The sequence below is a fragment of the Spirillospora sp. NPDC049024 genome (assembly GCF_040649235.1).
In the GTDB taxonomy this organism is placed as follows: domain Bacteria; phylum Actinomycetota; class Actinomycetes; order Streptosporangiales; family Streptosporangiaceae; genus Spirillospora.
The window spans coordinates 37,752-56,800 of record NZ_JBEZFD010000015.1; the positions used below are offsets into that span (position 1 = coordinate 37,752).

General features: G+C 74.1%; 17 protein-coding genes and 1 pseudogene. 11 read left to right on the forward strand and 7 right to left on the reverse strand.

What is annotated here, in order from left to right; all coding sequences use genetic code 11:
- Positions 1-3: 3 nt before the first annotated feature.
- Positions 4-1,392 carry an FAD-dependent oxidoreductase gene (locus tag AB0C21_RS26545; protein ID WP_500207750.1) on the reverse strand — a complete coding sequence of 463 codons (1,389 nt, stop codon included), beginning with the start codon at positions 1,390-1,392 and terminating at the stop codon, positions 4-6.
- 57 nt (positions 1,393-1,449) lie between these two features.
- On the reverse strand, positions 1,450-2,565 hold the full coding sequence (locus AB0C21_RS26550) for an amidohydrolase family protein (protein WP_500207752.1): 1,116 nt from the start codon (positions 2,563-2,565) through the stop codon (positions 1,450-1,452).
- A 97-nt stretch (positions 2,566-2,662) separates the two neighbouring features.
- Here AB0C21_RS26550 and AB0C21_RS26555 point away from each other — a divergent pair, with 97 nt between their 5' ends.
- Positions 2,663-4,120: a type I glutamate--ammonia ligase gene (locus tag AB0C21_RS26555; RefSeq protein WP_500207754.1), complete on the forward strand. Its 1,458-nt coding sequence runs from the start codon at positions 2,663-2,665 to the stop codon at positions 4,118-4,120.
- 33 nt (positions 4,121-4,153) lie between these two features.
- Here the strand turns inward: AB0C21_RS26555 and AB0C21_RS26560 are convergent, their stop codons facing one another.
- Positions 4,154-4,309, reverse strand: a complete 156-nt coding sequence (locus AB0C21_RS26560) for a hypothetical protein (RefSeq protein ID WP_500207756.1) — start codon at positions 4,307-4,309, stop codon at positions 4,154-4,156.
- A 116-nt stretch (positions 4,310-4,425) separates the two neighbouring features.
- Here AB0C21_RS26560 and AB0C21_RS26565 point away from each other — a divergent pair, with 116 nt between their 5' ends.
- Both AB0C21_RS26565 and AB0C21_RS26570 read left to right on the forward strand, forming a co-directional pair.
- Positions 4,426-4,959, forward strand: a complete 534-nt coding sequence (locus AB0C21_RS26565; RefSeq protein WP_353819556.1) for a CGNR zinc finger domain-containing protein — start codon at positions 4,426-4,428, stop codon at positions 4,957-4,959.
- A gap of 79 nt (positions 4,960-5,038) precedes the next feature.
- Entirely contained in the window at positions 5,039-6,430 is a 1,392-nt protein-coding gene (locus AB0C21_RS26570; protein ID WP_500207758.1) for an FUSC family protein, read from the forward strand.
- Positions 6,431-6,446: 16 nt separating this feature from the next.
- Here AB0C21_RS26570 and AB0C21_RS26575 read toward each other — a convergent pair whose 3' ends face one another.
- On the reverse strand, positions 6,447-7,892 hold the full coding sequence (locus AB0C21_RS26575; protein WP_500207759.1) for an LVIVD repeat-containing protein: 1,446 nt from the start codon (positions 7,890-7,892) through the stop codon (positions 6,447-6,449).
- 204 nt (positions 7,893-8,096) lie between these two features.
- Between AB0C21_RS26575 and AB0C21_RS26580 the strand changes: the two genes are divergently transcribed.
- The 7 genes from AB0C21_RS26580 to AB0C21_RS26610 all read left to right on the forward strand — a co-directional run bounded on the left by AB0C21_RS26580 (position 8,097) and on the right by AB0C21_RS26610 (position 14,223).
- On the forward strand, positions 8,097-9,626 hold the full coding sequence (locus AB0C21_RS26580) for a peptide ABC transporter substrate-binding protein (protein ID WP_500207760.1): 1,530 nt from the start codon (positions 8,097-8,099) through the stop codon (positions 9,624-9,626).
- Between the two features lie 16 nt (positions 9,627-9,642).
- On the forward strand, positions 9,643-10,182 hold the full coding sequence (locus tag AB0C21_RS26585) for an NADPH-dependent FMN reductase (RefSeq protein ID WP_500207761.1): 540 nt from the start codon (positions 9,643-9,645) through the stop codon (positions 10,180-10,182).
- 44 nt (positions 10,183-10,226) lie between these two features.
- Positions 10,227-11,249, forward strand: a complete 1,023-nt coding sequence (locus AB0C21_RS26590) for a LacI family DNA-binding transcriptional regulator (protein WP_500207762.1) — start codon at positions 10,227-10,229, stop codon at positions 11,247-11,249.
- A 109-nt stretch (positions 11,250-11,358) separates the two neighbouring features.
- Positions 11,359-11,937, forward strand: a complete 579-nt coding sequence (locus AB0C21_RS26595; RefSeq protein ID WP_500207763.1) for a TetR/AcrR family transcriptional regulator — start codon at positions 11,359-11,361, stop codon at positions 11,935-11,937.
- Positions 11,934-12,767, forward strand: coding sequence for an oxidoreductase (locus AB0C21_RS26600; protein ID WP_500207765.1), 834 nt, complete (start codon positions 11,934-11,936; stop codon positions 12,765-12,767). The genes AB0C21_RS26595 and AB0C21_RS26600 overlap by 4 nt, the downstream gene beginning before the upstream one ends.
- A 97-nt stretch (positions 12,768-12,864) precedes the next feature.
- Entirely contained in the window at positions 12,865-13,428 is a 564-nt protein-coding gene (locus AB0C21_RS26605) for a TetR/AcrR family transcriptional regulator (protein WP_500207766.1), read from the forward strand.
- A 9-nt stretch (positions 13,429-13,437) separates the two neighbouring features.
- Complete coding sequence (locus tag AB0C21_RS26610) at positions 13,438-14,223, forward strand: MBL fold metallo-hydrolase (protein WP_500207768.1); 786 nt, start codon at positions 13,438-13,440, stop codon at positions 14,221-14,223.
- Here the strand turns inward: AB0C21_RS26610 and recD2 are convergent.
- Together recD2 and AB0C21_RS26620 are read right to left on the reverse strand one after the other, a co-directional pair.
- The gene (recD2, locus tag AB0C21_RS26615) at positions 14,214-16,466 is read right to left on the reverse strand and encodes an SF1B family DNA helicase RecD2 (protein ID WP_500207769.1); all 2,253 of its coding nucleotides are present in this window, start codon (positions 16,464-16,466) and stop codon (positions 14,214-14,216) included. The genes AB0C21_RS26610 and recD2 overlap by 10 nt on opposite strands.
- Positions 16,467-16,484: 18 nt before the next feature.
- A pseudogene (locus AB0C21_RS26620) lies at positions 16,485-17,433 on the reverse strand (RNA-guided endonuclease InsQ/TnpB family protein); the annotation flags it as partial.
- 112 nt (positions 17,434-17,545) lie between these two features.
- Here AB0C21_RS26620 and AB0C21_RS26625 point away from each other — a divergent pair.
- Positions 17,546-17,872: a transferrin receptor-like dimerization domain-containing protein gene (locus AB0C21_RS26625; protein WP_500207964.1), complete on the forward strand. Its 327-nt coding sequence runs from the start codon at positions 17,546-17,548 to the stop codon at positions 17,870-17,872.
- On the opposite strand, the gene mtnA is transcribed toward AB0C21_RS26625, so the two are convergent.
- Entirely contained in the window at positions 17,856-18,914 is a 1,059-nt protein-coding gene (gene mtnA, locus AB0C21_RS26630; RefSeq protein WP_500207771.1) for an S-methyl-5-thioribose-1-phosphate isomerase, read from the reverse strand. The two genes, AB0C21_RS26625 and mtnA, sit on opposite strands and share 17 nt — an antisense overlap.
- Between the last annotated feature and the right edge of the window lie 135 nt (positions 18,915-19,049).

Below are 19,049 nucleotides of genomic sequence, written 5' to 3' on the forward strand. Positions count from 1 at the left end.
GGATCAAGAGCCGGAGCGCATGTCCCGCTCGACGGCGTCGGCGGCCTTGCGGGCGGCGATCAGCACGGGGTCCCAGACGGGCGCGAACGGCGGCGCGTAGCCGAGGTCGAGGCCCGTCATCTCCTCGACCGTCATCCCGTTCCACAGCGCGATCGCCAGGCCGTCGATGCGCTTGGCCGCGTTCTCCTCGCCGACGATCTGCGCGCCGAGCAGCCGCCCGGACCTGCGTTCGGCGATCAGCTTGGTCGTCATCGCGGCGCCGCCCGGGATGTAGCCGGCCCGGGTCGTGGACCCGACGGCCACGCTCAGCGTCTCGAACCCGGCCGCGGCCGCCTCGGCCTCGTTCAGGCCGGTCCGCGCCACCTCCACGTGGCAGATCTTGGAGACGGCGGTGCCGATGACGCCGGGGAACGTGGCGTAGCCGCCGCCGATGCCGATCCCGGCGACGCGGCCCTGCTTGTTCGCGTGCGTGCCGAGCGCGATCGCGACCGGCGCCCCCGAGATCAGGTGGCGGGTCTCGACGCAGTCGCCCGCGGCCCACACCCGCTCGGTACGGGTGCGCATCCGCCGGTCGGTGACGATGCCGCCGGTCGGGCCGGTCTCGATCCCCGCTTCGCGAGCCAGTTCGGAGGCCGGCCGCACGCCGAGCCCGAGGACGACCAGGTCCGCCGGCAAAGTGCGGCCGCGCGTGCGGACGGCGGTGACGCGCCCGTCCGGCGAGGTGTCGAAGCCCTCGACCGGCTCCCCCAGGTACAACCGCACGCCGATGCCGCGCATCGCGTCCGCGACGAGCGCGCCCATGTCGGGGTCGAGGGTGCGCATCGGCTGGTCGGCGAAGTCCACGAGGGACACCTCCAGGCCGCGCATCACCAGCGCCTCGGCCATCTCCAGGCCGATGTAGCCGCCGCCCACGACGACGGCGCGGCGGGGGCTCCCGTCCTCGACGGCGCGGCGGATCGCCACGCCGTCGTCGAGGATCTGCACGCCGTGGACGCCCTCTGCGTCCGCGCCGGGCAGCCGCGGCCGGGTGGGCACGGCGCCGGTCGCGATCACGAGGTGGTCGTAGGACTCCCAGCGCTCGCCGCCGCCGTCCAGGGAGCGGACCCGCACTCGGCCGCCGCCGGGGTCGATCTCCACGGCCTCGGTGCGGAGCCGCAGGTCGATCCCGCGCTCGCGGAACTCGGCGGGCGTGCGGGCGATGAGCGAGTCGAGCTCCTCGACCACGCCGCCGACGTAGTACGGGATGCCGCATGCGGCGTAGGACGCGTGGTGCCCCCGCTCGAAGGCGACGATCTCCAGGTCGTCCGGGCCGCGCAGCCTGCGGGCCTGGGACGCGGCGCTCATCCCCGCGGCGTCGCCCCCGACGACGAGCAGGCGTTCACGTGCGGCCATACCGGTCCCCCCAAATGCCGAATCCTCCCGATCGCCGGTTCCGCCCGGATGATCGGTTCACTTCAGACCGTAGACCCGGCGGGCGTTGCCGGAGGCGACCAGGCCCGCGACGCGCTCGGCGTCCCCGGGCGTCCAGGCTCCGTCGTCCACTCCCCCGGCCAGGAACCCGGCGAGCGCGCGCCGGAACAGCAGCGCCCCGAGGTGGTAGAGCTCGGCCAGGCCGAACGCGTCCGAGGAGTACAGCACCTTCCCGAACGGCGCCAGCTCCAGCAGCTCGGCGATGAGCGCGGGCGAGCGATGCCCGAGGTTGTGCGTCGCCAGGCCCGCGTCGACGTACACGTTCGGCAGCACCTGCGCCAGGTACCCGGCGTGCCGGTGGAACGGGTAGTTGTGCAGCAGCATCGCGGGGACGGGGTCCATGGCGCGCAGCAGCTCGATGAGCAGCAGCGGGTCGCCGCGGCGCAGGTCGGCGTCCACGTCCCCGTAGCCGACGTGGAACTGGACGGGCAGCCCGGCGTCCACCGCGCACCACACGAGGAAGCGGTGCAGCACCTCGTCGCACACGCGCGGCGGGGTCCCGGCGCGCTCCGCGGCGAGCATCAGCCGGTCGGCGGCGAAGACGACCTCTCCCTCCGACGGCCGCTCGCCGGACAGCTCCAGCCCGGCCCGGTAGGCGGCGATCGACTTGGCGCCCACCGCGTCCCTGGCGTGGAGCCGGGAGCGCACCTCGTCGGCGAACCGGGCCGCCTCGACCCCGTCCGCCGCCACCTGCTCCGCGACCGACTCCAGCCGCACGATCTCGTGCGCCTCCGCCCCCGCCAGGCGGCCGAGGGCGGGCGGGTCGAGCATCGCTTCCGGCAGGTGGCCGGTGTCGACGCAGAGCGCGTCCAGCCCGGCGGCGTCCAGGAACCTGCGGTTCACCTCGGCGGCGCCCAGCTCGTCCCGGCGCGCCAGGTACTCGTCCGGCCCGGCGTGCGCGTCGAGGCCGAGGACGGGCGGGCACCAGCGCCGCAGCGCGAACCCGACCTGGGTGTCGAACATGCTCACGCCGGGCGGCCCGGCGGTCTCCGCCTCGGTCAGCATCTCCTCGAAGGCCGTCGGGCCCAGGTCCCTGTCGAGGACGCCGTGGCAGTGGTGGTCGACCAGCCGCAGCGACTCCAGATACTCCAGCACGGTTCCCGTCTCCTTCCTGAAACACGCACGCGTTCTCCCTACGATGCCCTTACGGAGCGTGTCCACCTCCGCCGCCACCCGACCGGGAGCCAGCACCGTGGAACCGACCTCTCTTCCCGCCCCCCGGGGGCGCGGCACCGGAGCGCAGGCACTGGACGGGCACGAGCGCGCCCGGCTCGGCGCCCGCGCCGCCGAGGCGGGGCGCAGGCTGGCCGGCGAGGGCATCGTCGCCGTGGCGCTGACGTGGGTGGACGTCAGCGGCATCACGCGCACCAAGACCGTCCCGGTGGAGCGGCTGGAGCACGCGGCGGCGTGGGGCGTCGGGATGTCCCCGGTGTTCGACGTGTTCCTGCTGGACGACTCGATCGTGTCCGGGCGGCACATCGGCGGACCGAGCGGGGACCTGCGGCTGCACCCCGACCTGGACCGGCTCGTCCCGCTGGCCGCGCTGCCGGGCTGGGCGCACGCGCCCGCCCTCCGGTACGCCCAGGACGGCTCGATCCACCCGCTGGACACGCGGGCCCTGCTGCGCCGCGAGGCGGGCCGGCTCGCCGAGCGCGGCTGGGCGGTGAAGGCGGCGTTCGAGATCGAGTGGGCGGTGTCGGACGGCGGCGGCGAGGAGTTCTCCCCCGCCTGCAAGGGCCCCGCGTACGGGATGACGCGGGTGACCGAGCTGGCCGGCTACCTGCGGGACCTGCTGGAGGCGCTGCGGGCGACGGGCGTGACGGTCGTCCAGCTGCACCCGGAGTACGCGCCCGGGCAGTACGAGGTGTCGGTGGCCGCCGAGGACCCGGTCGGCGCGGCCGACACCGCCGTGCTCGTCCGGGAGACGATCCGCGCGGTGACGATGCGGCACGGGATGGCCGCCTCGTTCTCCCCGAAGGTCGAGGCCGACTCGGTCGGCAACGGCGCGCACGTCCACCTCAGCCTGTGGCGGGACGGCGCGGCGAACGCGGCGGCGAACGGCGCGGTGAACGCGATGGCGGGCGGCTCCGGCCCGTACGGGATGACGGCGGCCGGGGAGGCCTTCGCGGCGGGCATCCTGCGGCGGCTGCCCGCGCTGCTCGCGGTCGGCGCGCCGTCGGTGGCGAGCTACCTGCGGCTGATCCCCTCGCACTGGTCGGGCGCGTACGCGTGCTGGGGGCTGGAGAACCGGGAGGCCGCGCTGCGGTTCGTGACGGGCGCGGACGGCGAGCGCGCCACCGCCGCGAACCTGGAGGTCAAGTGCCTGGACGGCGCCGCCAACCCGTACCTGCTGCTGGCGGCGCTGCTCGCGGCCGGCCGGGACGGGCTCGGCGCCGACCTCCGGCTGCCGGAGCCGGTCGACGTCGACCCGGCGGGGCTGGCGGAGGAGGAGCGCGCCGCGCGGGGCATCGCCCCGCTGCCGTCGTCGCTGGCCGAGTCGGTCGCGGCGTTCGAGGCCGACGCCGTCCTGCGCGAGGCGCTCGGCGAGGCCGTCACCGACACGGTGGCGGCGGTGCGGCGCGGGGAGATCGCGCTGCTGGACGGGGCGACCCCGCAGCAGGTGGCCGCCGCCACCCGCTGGCGGCACTAGCGGTGGCCGCCCAGTGCGCGACCAGGGGTGCGGCTAGGGGTGCTTCGGCGCGGCCCCGCCGTCGCGACCGGCCGCCGCGACCGGGCCCGCCTCGAACCGCTGCACGCGCATCTGCAGCCGGCCGCACGCGCAGCGGGTGTAGGTCACCACTCCCTCGGAGGTCAGGTGCCGCGACAGCACCTCGTACACATCGGACTCAGGCCAGCCACAGCGTGGGCATTCCACCGCGCATCCCCAGGGACGTCTGTAAGGGTTATAAACAAGATAACATTTACTGATCGGCTGCGGGACCGGAGGCCCGGGTAATGCGCATCACTGGATACAAGAGTCACGGGGTGGCCGCCGCCGCCGCGCTGGTCAACGCCGTGACGAGCGCCGGCGGGGACGACTCGCCCGGCGCGCTGCGCCGCATCCTGCGGGAGAACGAGTTCTTCTGGCAGGAGTTCGAGGACGCCGACGCCGGCGACTTCCGGCGCTGGGGCCGGGTCCTGCGACCCTTCTTCGAGGCGCGGAGCCTGGAGGAGGCGATGGCGCTGCTGAACGGGCTCATGCTGGAGATCCCCATGCACCCCCACCTCTCCGACCACGAGCCGCACGGCCTGCACATGCACTACGCGCCGCCCTCGTCCCGGCTGGTGGAGCGGTTCCGCGCGACCACGCTGATGAACCTCGCCGAGCTGATCGTCGAGCACGGGCTCGGCCGGACGGGCGTCTGCGCGGCGGACGGCTGCGACCGCGTGTACGCCGACACGTCCCGGGCGGGCCGGCGCCGGTTCTGCTCGGAGGCCTGCGCCAACCGCACGAACGTCGCCGCGTTCCGCGCGCGCCGGCGGGAGTGACGCCCCTCCCCCGTTGACCTGCAGCTTCAGCGCTTTTGTGATCTTTGTCCCTATCTGTGACCTTTACCCGCCTGCGGGCATGACAGAGCGCATGTCGCTCGTGTTCTTCCGCCGGCGTTCCGGCCAGGGTGACCGCCGCGACCGCTCGCCGCTGCGCGTGGCGACGGAGATGCGCTCCACGGTCTTCCGCATCGCCCGCCTGACGATCACCGCCACGCTGGCGTTCGTGCTGGCCCTGGAGGTGCTCCCGGCCGGCGGGCCGCAGCCGCTGCTGGCACCGCTGACCGCGCTGCTCGTCGTGCAGTTCTCCGTCTACCAGACGATCAAGGCGAGCATCCTGCGGGTCGCCGCGGTCACCTCGGGGGTGCTGGTCGCGGTGATGGCCGCGAGCACCATCGGGTTCTCCTGGTGGACGCTCGGCCTGACGATCCTCGCGGCCCTGGTCATCGGGCACGTGCTGCGGCTCGGCGAGCACGTGCTGGAGGCGCCGATCTCCGCGATGCTGATCTTCGCGCTCGGAGCGGCGAGCGAGGCGGGCGCCGCCGACCGCGTGCTGGAGACGCTGATCGGCGCCGCCACCGGGCTGGCGGCGACGCTGCTGGTGCCGACGGTGCGGGTGCGGCCCGCTGAGGAGGCCGTCCAGGACGTCGCCGAGAAGCTGCGGGAGCTGATCGAGGGCATCGCGGACGGGCTGCGCGGCGAGCGCACCCCGGCCGAGGCGGCCCGCTGGCAGGCGGACGCCGAGCGCCTCGCGCGCGAGATCGGCCGCGCCGACCGGGACCTCGGCGCCGCAGAGGAGAGCGTCCGGCTCAACCCGCGGACCCAGGCGCGGCGGCTCATCGACGCCGGTGTCGCGCTGCGCAACGCCATGGAGACCATGGAGCACTCCACGCTGTCGCTGCGCGGGCTGACCCGCTCCCTCGCCGACGACGAGCGGCTCGGCGAGCGGGGGCGGCTGCTGACCGACCCGGAACTGCGCCGCGAGCTCGGCGACGCGCTGGCCGGGATCGCCGCCAGCATCGCCTCCTACGGCCGGCTGGCCCGCTCCGACCTCACCCGCGACGCCCGGCCGTTCCTCGCCGAGCACGAGCTGGAGGTGCGGGTGGACGTGGCCCGCGAGCGCCGCGCCCGGCTGACCCGGCGGCTGCACGAGCGGGCCGCGGCGGGCGACCTGTGGCCGCTGTACGGGGAGGTCTCCATGGACATCGACCGCCTCATCGAGAACCTGCGGGTCGAGCACCGGGCCCGCGCCCGCGAGCACTGGCGGCGGCACCGCGGCGCCTCGCGGCACCTGCCGGCGCGGCCGGTCCAGGTCGTCCAGCAGGCGGGGCAGCAGCTGCGCCGGGCGGCCGGGTCCGCGGTCGCGGCCGCCGAGCGCGGCGCCGGCGAGATCGAGACGCGCGCGACCGACCCGAGCAGGGCGAAGACCCGCCCCCGGGGGGAGGGGGACGGGTCTTCGCGCGGGGCGTGAGGCCCCGGTGGGACGGTCAGCGGAAGGTGGGCTCCAGCACGTCGACGCCGCGGGTGTTGTCGGCGACGTAGACGTACTTGCCGTGCCAGTACGGCTGCCAGGACGCGGCGTCCGCCGGGCGGTAGTAGGCGACCTGCCTGGGGTTCGTCGGGTCCGTGACGTCCAGGAACCGGGTGCCCTGCGAGTAGAACGACTGGGCGATCACGCCGTCCCGCACGTCGAAGTAGTGCGCCGAGCAGTCCGTGCTCTCGGGGTCGCTGCCCTCCTTGCCCGCCACTCCCCAGGTCGCGACGGTGTTCAGGCGGAACTTGTGCTCCGGCGTGGACCGCCAGCCCTCGCCGCCGTAGGAGCCCTTCAGCGACGCGATGACGAGCAGGCCGTCGTTGGCGCAGCCGTCGTTGAACGTCTCCTCGGTGACGTACAGCAGCTTGCCGTTACCCCACCGGCGCGGGTCGGCGGCCTGGTCCCGGGTCTGCCCGACCGCCCGGTAGCTGTTGTGCATGAAGGTGGAGTTGGTGGTGGCCTCGTCCAGACCGCCGCCCGCGTACGGGACGGGGTCGACCGCGGTGGCCGTGCGCCACTTCTTCTCCACCGGGTCGTAGTGGCGGCCGGTCGTGTGGTAGCCGCGCACGCCGCCGCGCCCGGAGGCCCAGGCGACCCCGTCGGAGTCGACCTGGATGTCGTGGGTGTAGTCGGTCTTGCCGTCGTTGCGGCCGGTGTCGATCGGGTCCTTGTGGACCTTCGGCTTGGCCGGGTTGCGCACGTCGGTGACCCAGACGGGGCGCCCGCCCCAGTCCGCGGGCATCCAGCTGGCCTTCGCCGGGCCGCCCGTCCACAGGTACTTGCAGTCGTTCACGCAGGTCGTGGTGTGGCCCGCGGGCACCTTCACGTAGGTGATCTGGCGCAGGCTCTCCGGCTTGGAGGCGTCCACGACGTAGATGCCCGACTCGCCGGTGGCGGTGTTGCCGCCGAACGCGCGCGGGTCCCGGGAGAGGTAGATGATCTTGCGCTTGGGGTCGAAGTCGGTGTCCTCGGTCTCCCACATGCCGGGCATGTTCAGCTGCCCGACCAGCTTGGGGACGCGGGGGTCGGCGCTGATGTCGTAGGCCTTCAGCCCGAACTGGCCGGTCGCGTACATGATCGTCCGCTTGTGCGGTCCGCGGCCGTAGTCCATGAACATCAGGGAGATGGCGCCCTTGGCGTCGGGCACGCCGCCGACGCGCCGCACGCCCTTCACCGCCTCGGACTTCGTGCTCGCGGGGGCCGCCCGGTGGTAGTGCCCGGCGTGGCCGCCGGTGCCCTCGGCGGCCTCGCCGCCGGCCGCGGCGGCCTGCTTGGTCTGGGAGTTCTCCGGCTCGGGCGGGCACGCCCAGGCGCTGCCGGCGGTCAGCGCCACGGTCGCCGCGACCGCCGCGGCGCCCTGCAGCAGGCGCCCGGAGGGAAAGGATGTGCGGGGGTGCATCGCGCCTCCACGGAAAGGATCTTCGCAAGCGCCAGTGTGACCGGCACCGCCGAGGTGATCAACAGGCCCGCGGGTCACGAAATGGACTCAGCACCGTAAGGACTGGTGGGACCTGACATCGTGGTCTAGCCTCCCCTGGGGGCCGCCCCGGCCCTCGGAGCCGTCCCGGCCCGGCGGCGCCCGCCCAGCTCCCGGGAGTGGCCCTTGAAGAGCTCAGCCCGCACCGCCGCCCTGGTCGCCGGGGCCGTGGCGGTGCTGGTGGCGCCCGTCGCGGCCCTGAAGGCGTGGAGCGAACCCGCCGATCCGCGGATCTCGGTCGGCGCCTCGGCCCCCGCGACGCTGCTGCCCGGCGACGTCCGCGACGCCCCCGGCCGGATGATCGCGAACGCGGTGTGGACGGGCCTGGTCGCCTACGACCCGCGGACCGGCGCGCCCGTGAACGCCGCCGCCGAGTCGGTCACCAGCCCGGACCGGCGCGTCTGGACGGTCCGGCTCCGCCCCGGCGCGACGTTCCAGGACGGCTCGCCCGTCACGTCCCGCTCGTTCACCGGCGCCTGGACGGCCGTGCTGCGCGAGGGCTGGGCCGGGTCGCGGCTGTTCACCGAGGTCGCGCACGTCAAGGGCGCCCGAGCGGGCGAGGACGGGGTCGCGGGCCTGAAGGTGAAGGACGAGCGGACCTTCGAGGTGACGCTGGACCGCCCCCTCAACGGCTTCCCCGCCCTTCTCGGCGACCCCGCGTTCTTCCCGGTACCGGAGAGCGTCCTGGCGTCGCGCGACTGGGCGGCCTACGGCCGCGCCCCGGTCGGCAACGGGCCGTTCCGGCTCCGGTCGCGGAGCGCGCGGGAGATCGTCCTGAGCCGGCGCTCGGGCGACGGGCGGTCCGTGGTCGTCAAGGCGATGCCGGAGGCGAAGCGCCAGTACACCGCGGCCGGCTCCGGCGACCTGGACGTCGCCACGACGGTGCCGGCGGACCGGCACGAGACGATGGAGGCCGACTTCGGCGACCGGCACCTCGCCGTCCCCGGCCGCGACGCCGCCTACCTGGCGTTCCCCGCCTGGGCGGAGCGGCTGTCGTCCCCCACGGTCCGGTCGGCGCTGTCGATGGCGATCGACCGCTCCGCCGTCACGGAGGGGCCGCTCGGCCACCAGTACTCCCCCTCCGACTCGCTCGTCGCGCCGGGCATCCGCCCCGGCCGCCGCGAGGGGCAGTGCCGGCTGTGCGTCCACGACTCCAAGGCGGCGGTCGCCGCGCTGGCCGACGCGGGCGGGCTGAAGGGCCCGCTGAACCTCTGGTACGAGGCGGGCCGGGGCGACGACGCCTGGGTGAAGGCGGTCGCGGACCAGCTCCGCAAGGAACTGAAGCTCGACGCGCGCCCCCACCCCGTCGCGGACCTGCGCAAGGCCCTGGACTCCCATGACGTGGACGGCCCCTTCGCCGTCCGCACGACCGCCGCCTACCCCGCGCCCGTCGCCGCGCTGGCGCCGCTCCTGGGCGCTGGGACCGGGTTCGACGACGAGTACACGGCCGGTCTCGTCGCCGAGGCCGAGCGGGCGGCCACCCCCGAGGAGGGCGTGATCCCGGCGCGCCTGGCCGAGAGCGCGATGCTGCGCGACATGCCCGCGATGCCGCTGTGGTCGCACCACGACCACATGGTCTGGTCCGAACGCGTCCGCGGCGTCACCGCCGACGCCTTCACCGGCCTGCGCCTCGACCGCCTGACCGTCGAGGACTGACCGTAACCTGGTGATCGTGACGAACGTGCTGATGCTGTGCGGAAGCCTGCGCAAGGGGTCCACGAACGAGGCTGCGCTGCGCACCGCGCAGGCCGTGGCGCCTGCCGGGACCGAGGCGACCCTCTACCCCGGCATGGGCGACCTGCCGCACTTCAACCCCGACGACGACCGCGAGCCGCTGCACCCGGCCGTCGCCGGCCTGCGCGCGGCGATCGGCGCCGCGGACGCGCTGCTGATCTGCACCCCGGAGTACGCGGGCGCGCTCCCCGGCTCGTTCAAGAACCTGCTCGACTGGACGATCGGCGGTGGCGAGGTCTACGGCAAGCCCGCCGCCTGGCTGAACGTGGCCTCCCCGTCGGCTCCGACGGGCGGCGGCGACGCGCACGCCTCGCTGCGCAAGGTGCTCGGCTACGCGGGCGCCGAGATCGTCGAGGCCGCGTGCGCGCGGATCCCGGTGACCCGGCCCGACGTGGGCGAGGACGGGCTGGTCCGCACCGCGGAGCCGCGCGAGCGGATCGCCGCGGCGATGGAGGCGCTGCGGGCCGCGCTCCGCTGACGGCAAGTTTCGGGGCGTCGCCCGAAATCCCTATGCTTGCCGGCATGGAGCAGGACGAGGGGGCGGGCCGGGTGACCCTGGCCCAGGTCGCGGACCAGGCCGGCGTCTCCATCTCGACGGTTTCGAAAGTCCTCAACGGCCGCGAGGACGTGGCGCGCGGGACGCGGCTGCGGGTGGAGCGGCTGCTGGAGCAGCACGGCTACCAGCGGGGCTCCCGGATGGCGACCGACGCGCCGCTGATCGAGCTCGTGCTGCACGAGATCGAGAGCCTGTGGACCATGGAGCTGATCCGGGGCGTGGAGAGCGTCGCGAAGGCCAACGGCGCGAGCCTGGTGCTGACCGAGAGCGGCACCCGCCACTCCCCCGGCCCCGAGTGGATCGGCGGGGTGCTGCGGCGCCGCCCGCTCGGCGTCGTGCTGACCTTCTCCAGCCTCGCGCCGCAGGACAAGAAGCGGCTGCGGTCCCGGTCGATCCCGTTCGTCATCATCGACCCGGCCGGCGACCCCGACCCCGACGTCCCCTCGGTCGGCTCCGCCAACTGGTCCGGCGGCCTCGCGGCGACCCGGCACCTCATCGACCTGGGGCACCGGCGGATCGCGATCATCACCGGGCCGGCCGACATGCTGTGCTCGGTCGCGCGCCTCGACGGGTTCCGGTCGGCGATGGGCATGGCGGGCCTGGAGGTCGACCCGTCCCTCGTCGCCTACGGCGACTTCCACGTCCAGGGCGGGTTCGAGAGGGCCGCGGAGATGCTCGCCCGGCCCGACCGGCCGACCGCGATCTTCGCGGGCAGCGACCTGCAGGCGCTCGGCGTGCTGGAGGCCGCGCGGGTGCACGGGCTGCGGGTCCCGGACGACCTCTCCGTGGTGGGCTACGACGACGTCGCGGTGGCGCCCTGGGCCAGCCCGGCGCTCACCACCGTCCACCAGCCGCTGCGGCAGATGGCGGAGTCCGCCGCCCAGATCATCCTGAGCGTCCGCGCGGACGAGCCCGTCGCCACCCGCATGGAGCTGTCGACCAGCCTGGTCGTCCGCAAGAGCACCGCCCCGCCGCCCGAAGCGGGCTGACCGCGCTCAAGCGCGTTCCGCCGTTCCGACCGAACTCTTCCCGGCCGCCGTCGGCCACTCCCTCGCGTCCCTGTGTGTCAGTCTGACATTTTATGCATAGAATGTCAGAGTGACGGACGCGAGGATCGAACCCATCCTGGACGCCGCGTACACGTGCTTCACCCGGCACGGAGTCCGGCGCACCACGATGGACGACATCGCCCGCGAGGCGGGCATGTCGCGCGCGGCGGTGTACCAGCACGTGAGCAACAAGCAGGACGCCTTCCGCCGCCTGGCCGAGCGGCTACTGGAGCGGGCCCTGGCCGAGGCCCGGCTCGGCGCGGAGTCCGGCGAAGGGCTGGCGGCGCGGCTCACCGCGGCGCTGCAGGCCAAGCTCGGCCTGGCACTGCGCCTGTGGCAGGACAGCCCCGCGCATGCCGCCGAACTGCTGGGCGAGGACGCCCGCCTGTCCGCCGACCTGATCGAGTCCTACGACACCGCCATGCGCGACCTGCTCGCCGCCACCGTCCGCACCGGCGCCCCGGACGCGGACGCCGCCGAGTTCGCCGAGCTCCTCCTCGCCCTGACGCGCGGCCTGGAGGCCGACCTCACCGACCCCGAGGCCCCGACCCGACGGCTGCGCCATGCCGTGGCGCTGCTCGTGGCGGGCCTGACCCAGCAGCGACCCCTCACCTCGGAGCAGCCATGACGACCGCAGTCCTGATCACAGGGACCTCCTCCGGCATCGGCCGGGCCACCGCCGAGCGGCTGGCCGCCCGTGCCGAGCTGACCGTGTACGCCACCGCCCGCCGCCCCGAGACGATCGCCGGCCTCGCCGAGGCCGGCGCCCGCGTCCTGGCGCTCGACGTGACCGACGAGGAGTCCATGCGCGCGGCGGTCCGCGCGGTCGAGGCCGAGCACGGGGCGGTCGGCGCGCTGGTCAACAACGCCGGCTACGGCGAGTACGGCACCATCGAGGAGACCGACCTCGACGGCGTGCGCCGCCAGTTCGAGACCAACGTGTTCGGCCTCGCCCGCATGACCCAGCTCGTCCTGCCCGGCATGCGGACTGCCGGACGGGGGCGGATCGTCAACGTCGGCTCCATGGGCGGGCGGATCGTCTTCCCCGCGGGCGGGTACTACCACGCGAGCAAGTACGCCGTCGAAGCCCTCACCGACGCGCTGCGCTTCGAGGCCGCCCCGTTCGGGATCAAGGTCAGCCTGATCGAACCCGGCCTGATCCGCACCTCCTTCGGCGAGACCGCCGCCCACACCCTCGCGGGCTCCGCCGGGTCCGCCGGCCCCTACGCCGCTCTCAACGCCGCCGCGGACCGCCAGATGGCGGCCTCCTACCGCAACGCCGCCCTGTCCGCTCCGCCCGAGTCGGTCGCCAAGGTGATCGAACGCGCCGTCACCGCCGCCCGGCCCCGCTCCCGGTACGTGGTCACCCCCGCCGCCAGGGCTCTGATCCACACCCGCCGCCTGCTCGGCGCCGGCGCCTTCGACGCCTACCTGCGCATGCAGTTCCGCGGCGCCTGAGGCAGGGGCTCGAAATATTTCGGGTGGCTCGATCCGCTCGCGGATCCGTCTCGGCGCCGACTTGTAATCTATAGACCAGTCGGTCTAGTTTGGGGTCATGACACCTCGGGGCGAGACGCGCGAGCGCGTCCTGCGGACGGCGGCGGAGCTGTTCCAGCGGCAGGGCTACCACGGCACCGGGCTCAACCAGGTCCTCGCGGAGAGCGGGGCGCCCAAGGGCTCGCTGTACTTCCACTTCCCGGACGGCAAGGAGCAGCTCGCGGCCGAGTCGGTGGCGCGGTCCGGCCGCGCGGTGGGCGAGGCGCTCGCCGAGGCCCTCGTCGCGGCGCCGGACGGGCGCGCCGGGCTGGCCGCCCTCGGCGACCACTTCGCGCGCGCCCTGGTGGAATCCGGCTTCACCAAGGGGTGCCCGGTCGCGACGGTGGCGCTGGAGACGGCCGCCGAGAGCGAGACCATCCGGGCCGCCTGCGACGCCGTCTACGCCGAATGGCAGCGGGGCATCGCGGCGGCCCTGCGCGGGTGGGGCGTGCCGGAGGAGCGCGCCGATCCGCTGGCGGAGCTCGTCCTGTCGTCGGTGCAGGGCGCCGTCATGCTCGCCCGCGTCCGGCGCGACGTGTCCGTCATCCACGAGGTCACCCGCCGGCTCGGCGACCTGGTCTAAGGAGCTTCAATGCGCGTTCACCATCTCGACTGCGCTCCCATGCGGGAGATCGAACCGGCCGACGGGCCGGAGAGCCCGCTGCGGCCGGCGCGGGCCACGGGCCATGTGCTGCTGGTGGAGACCGACTCGGCCGGGCTCGTGCTCGTGGACGCCGGGATCGGGCTCGGCGACATCGAGCGGCCGTCCGAGCGGCTGCTGGACGACTGGGTGGAGATGGCGGGGCCGACGCTCGATCCGTCCGCGACGGCCGTCCGGCAGGTCGAGGGGCTCGGGTACTCGCCCGCCGACGTCCGGCACGTCGTCCCGACGCACCTGCACCGCGACCACGCGGGCGGGCTCAGCGACTTCCCGGACGCCGCGGTGCACCTGTTCGAGGCGGAGCTGGCGGACGGCGGCAAGACCCCGGCGCAGCTCGCCCACGGCCCGAAGTGGGTCGCCTACGACGGCGGCGGAGGCGGGACCTGGCACGGCTTCGAGGGCGTCCGGTCGCTGGAGGGCGTACCCGACGACATCCTGCTGGTCCCGCTCGGCGGCCACACGCCGGGGCATGCCGGCGTGGCCGTCCGCGACGGCGCCCGTTGGCTGCTGCACGCGGGCGACGCGTACATGTACCACGGGGAGGTCGACCGCCCCGAACCGGTCGTGCATCCGCTGATGGAGCTCGTCCAGATGAGCGGCGAGGTCGACCGGGAGCTGCGGCTCGCGAACGTGGCGCGGCTGCGGGAGCTGGCGCACGGCGGCGAGGTCGAGGTGTTCTGCGCCCACGACCCCTGGGAACTGGCCCGCTACCGCTGACTCAGGCGGTGGGCCAGGGCGGTGTGGCGGCGGCCGGCGCCGGCGGTGCGGACGGCGGCGGCCAGGGCGCGGCGCGACCCGACGAGGACCACGAGCTTCTTGGCCCGGGTGATGCCGGTGTAGAGGAGGTTGCGGCGCAGCATCATCCACGCGCCGGTGGTGAGCGGGATGACGACGGCCGGGTACTCGCTGCCCTGCGACCGGTGGATCGTGATCGCGTACGCGTGGGCGAGCTCGTCCAGCTCGTCGAAGGCGTAGTCGACGCTCTCGTCCTCGTCGGTCACGACGGTCAGGGACTGGTCCTCCAGGGAGACGGACGACACGACGCCGACGGTGCCGTTGAAGACGCCGGCCTCGCCCTTGTCGTAGTTGTTGCGCAGCTGGGTGACCTTGTCGCCGACGCGGAAGACCCGGCCGCCGTAGCGGCGTTCGGGGCGGGCCTCGTCGTGCGGGGTCAGCTTCTCCTGGAGCAGTGAGTTCAGCGTGCCGGCCCCGGCGGCGCCCCGGTGCATCGGGGTGAGGACCTGGACGTCGCGGCGCGGGTCGAGGCCGAACCTGCGCGGGATGCGGTTCGCGACGACGTCCACCGTCAGCTCGGCGGCCTCGTCCTGCTCCTCGCAGGGGAACAGGAAGAAGTCGGGGTAGCCGCGGGTGTGGGGGTGGTCGCCGGAGTTGACGCGGTGCGCGTTGACGACGATGCCCGACTGCTGCGCCTGCCGGAAGATCCTGGTGAGCCGGACGCGCGGGACGGCCTCGGCGCCGAGCAGGTCGGCCAGCACCTCGCCCGCGCCGACGGACGGGAGCTGGTCGACGTCCCCGACGAGCAGCAGGTGCGCGCCGCGCGGGATGGCCTTCACCAGCTTGTTGGCCAGGATCAGGTCGACCATGGAGCACTCGTCGACGACGACCAGGTCGGCGTCGAGGGGGTTGTCCTGGTCGTATTTGGGGTCGCCGCCCGGCTGGAGCTGGAGCAGCCGGTGCACGGTCGCGGCCTCGTGCCCGGTCAGCTCGGCGAGCCGCTTGGCCGCCCGGCCGGTCGGCGCCACCAGGACGATCTTGGCGTGCTTGGCGGCGGCCAGCTCCACCACCGAGCGGACGGTGAAGCTCTTGCCGCAGCCGGGGCCGCCGGTCAGCACCGCGAGCTTGGACGTGAGCGCCAGCTTGACGGCGTCCTCCTGCTCGGGGGCGAGCGCCTGGCCGGTGCGCTTCTTGAGCCACGGGAGCGCCTTGTCCCAGTCGACGCCGGCGAACGCCTTGAGGCGGTCCTCGGGGGCGTCGAGCAGCTCCAGCAGGCCGCGGGCCAGGGAGCGTTCGGCGCGGTGGAACGGGACGAGGTACACGGCGGGGATCGTCGCGGCGTCCTCCCCCTCCCCCGGGATCGGCTCCCGGACGACGCCCTCCTCGCGCGCCAGCTCGTCAAGCGCCGGGACGACCAGCTCCCGCCCGACGCCGAGGATCTTCTCGGCCGCCGTGACGAGGTTGGGCTCGGGCAGGAAGCAGTGCCCGTCGTCGGCGGCCTCCGACAGCGTGTACTGCAGGCCCGCCTTGATCCGCTCGGGGCTGTCGTGGGGGATGCCGACGGCCTGCGCGATCGTGTCGGCGGTCTTGAACCCGATCCCCCACACGTCCGAGGCGAGCTGGTAGGGCCGCTTGCGGACGGTGTCGATCGAGGCGTCACCGTACTGCTTGTAGATGCGGACGGCGAGGGAGGTGGAGACGCCGACGCCCTGGAGGAAGACCATGACCTCCTTGATGGCCTTCTGCTCCTGCCAGGCGTCCCCGATCCGCTTGGTGCGCTTGGGGCCGAGGCCCTGGACCTCGACGAGGCGCTCCGGCTCCTCCTCGATGACGCGCAGGATGTCGGTGCCGAAGTGCGAGACCATCCGGTCGGCCATCACCGGGCCGATGCCCTTGATCATTCCCGAGCCGAGGTAGCGGCGGATGCCCTGGATCGTCGCCGGCAGGACGGTCGTGTAGGAGTCGACCTCGAACTGCTTGCCGTACTTGGGATGCGAGCGCCACCGCCCGACCAGGCGCAGGCTCTCCCCCACCTGCGCGCCGAGCAGCGCGCCCACGACGGTGAGCAGGTCGGGGCCGCTCTTGGCGGTCGCGACACGCGCGACGGTGTACCCGGTGTCCTCGTTCGCGTAGGTGATCCGCTCCAGCACCGCCTCCAGCACCGCCTCCAGCTCCGCCGGACGCGGCGTGGCGGGTGGGTTCGGGGAGGTCGGCACGACAACCATGTTGACATCCTCCCTCGCCTAGAGGCGAAGGGCTCCGGCGGTCGCCCGCTGGGTTTCCTGCTTCGCCGACGAGTGCCCCGTCCGGGAGGTGTCCCGTTGAGGTCTTACACCGTCTCCACAGGCGGATGCCGCCAGCCCGGCGGCCAGGATGTTGCGCGCGGCGTTCACGTCGCGGTCATGCACGGCGCCGCAGCCGCACGTCCATTGGCGGACGTCCAGCGGCAGCTTGGCGCGGACGGTTCCGCAGGTTCCGCACAGCTTGGAGGAGGGGAACCAGCGGTCGATCACGACCAGGTCGCGGCCGTACCAGGCGCACTTGTACTCCAGCATCGAGCGCAGTTCCCGCCACGCCGCATCCGAGATGGCGCGCGCGAGCCTGCGGTTCTTCACGAGATTGCTGATAGCGAGGTCCTCGATCACGACCGTTTGGTTCTCACGGACGAGGCGAGTCGACACCTTGTGCAGCAGGTCGCGGCGCCGGTCGGCGATCCGCGCGTGAACACGGGCCACCTTGCGGCGGGCCTTCTCCCGATTCGCCGAACCCGGGGCCTTGCGGGACAGGTTCCGCTGCGCCCTGGCCAGGCGGGCGCGGTCACGCCGCTCGTGCCGGGGATTGTCGACTTTCTCCCCGGACGACAGGACCACCAGGGAAGTAATCCCGGCATCGATTCCTACCGCGCTCCGTGGCCGGGGCCGCAGGAATGATGTCCTGGCACAGCAAGGACACGAACCAGCGGCCCGCGCTGTCACGCGACACCGTCACCGTGCTCGGCTCCGCGCCCTTGGGCAGCGGACGCGACCAGCGGATGTCCAGCGGCGCAGTCATCTTGGCCAGTGTGAGGTGCCCGTCGCGCCAGGTGAAGGCGCTGCGGGTGTACTCGGCCGACGCGCGGGACCTCTTGCGCGACTTGAACCGCGGGTAGGCGGCGCGCTTGGCGAAGAAGTTGGTGAACGCCGTCTGCAGGTGCCCCGCCCGTACGCGGAGGAGACGCCAGGCCCTGGCCTGCGCGATGTCGCGCGAGACGTCCACGACGACGGACCGAGCCGCTTGCGCTGCTCGGTGGTGAAGTCGGCCAGGTATCCGGCGGCAGCGCGCGGCTGAGGCGCTGCAGGCGCGCGCGGACGAGGCGCTGCGCAGGGGCGGCACGGCCGCGTTCCGGCGCCTCAACGACAAGATCATGCGGACCGAGCGGGATCTGCTGACGCGGGCCGGGCTGCCGGGCCGCCCCTGGTACCGGCACCAGATCTACGCGCCGGGGATCGACACCGGCTACGCCACGCAGCGGCTTCCCCGGCTGCACGACGCCCTGTTCGTCGACCGCGACGTCCGTGCCGCGAGGGCGCAGGAGGCGCGCCTGTTCGAGAGCCTGCGCGCCGCCACCCGCAACCTCACGCCCGAGGAGTGACCCCGGGGGCGTTCGCGGCCGCCCGCTGAGCGGGTGTCGCGCCCGCGGAGACCTCCAGCACGCCCGTCTCGGTGACCAGCGCGGTCACCAGGCGGGCGGGCGTGACGTCGAACGCGGGGTTGAACGCGCCCACCCGCTCCGGGGCGGTCCGCGCGCCGCCCCAGGCCAGGATCTCCTCGGCCTCGCGCTCCTCGATCGGCACGCCGGTCCCGTCGGGGAGCGCGAGGTCGACCGTGCTCCACGGCGCGGCGACCACCAGCGGGACCCCGGCCTCCCGGCAGGCCAGCGCCACGCCGACCGAGCCGATCTTGTTGGCGGTGTCGCCGTTGGCGGCGATCCGGTCGGCGCCGATGACCGCGACGTCCACCAGGCCGCGCAGGATCGTGCTCGGCGCGGCCCCGTCCGCCTGCACGACGCACGGGATGCCGGCCTGGTCGAGCTCCCACGCGGTGAGCCGCGCGCCCTGGAGGAGGGGGCGGGTCTCGTCCGCGTAGACGAGCTCGACGCGTCCCCGGTCGTGCAGTTCCCGGACGACCCCGAGAGCCGTCCCCCAGCCGGCGGTGGCGAGCGCCCCGGCGTTGCAGTGCGTCAGGACGCGCAGGGGCCGGTCCCCCGCCCGCGCGAGGATCCAGTCGGCGCCGTGCGCCCCGATGGCCCGGTTGCCGCGCACGTCCTCGTCCAGCAGGGCCTGGGCCTCGGCCGCCACCGCGCCGGCGCCCCGCGGCACGAACGGCAGCACCCGGTCGACGCCGGCGGCCAGGTTCACCGCCGTCGGGCGCGCCTCCCGGACGCGGGCGATCGCGGCGTCGCGCCGGGCGTCGTCCCAGCCCTCGCGCGCGGCCTGCGCCACGGCGACGGCGACGCCGAACGCGCCCGCCACGCCGAGCGCGGGCGCGCCCCGCACCACCAGCCGCCGGATCGCGTCCACGAGCGCGTCGACGTCGCGGACCGTGCGGAACTCGACCCGGCCGGGCAGGACGGTCTGGTCGAGCAGCCGCAGGCCGTCGCCGGTCCATTCGAGGGTCGGCACGTCGGTCGTCATGCCCCCATCATGTCCGAAATACCGGGAAGCCCTGCCCCACCAGGCTTTCGGGCCCGCCCGACTCCCCCGCGTGACCTGCGACAACTTGACAGAGGTCGAACTCGTGTTCGAAATTGATCCGGGAGGGTTCGAGAG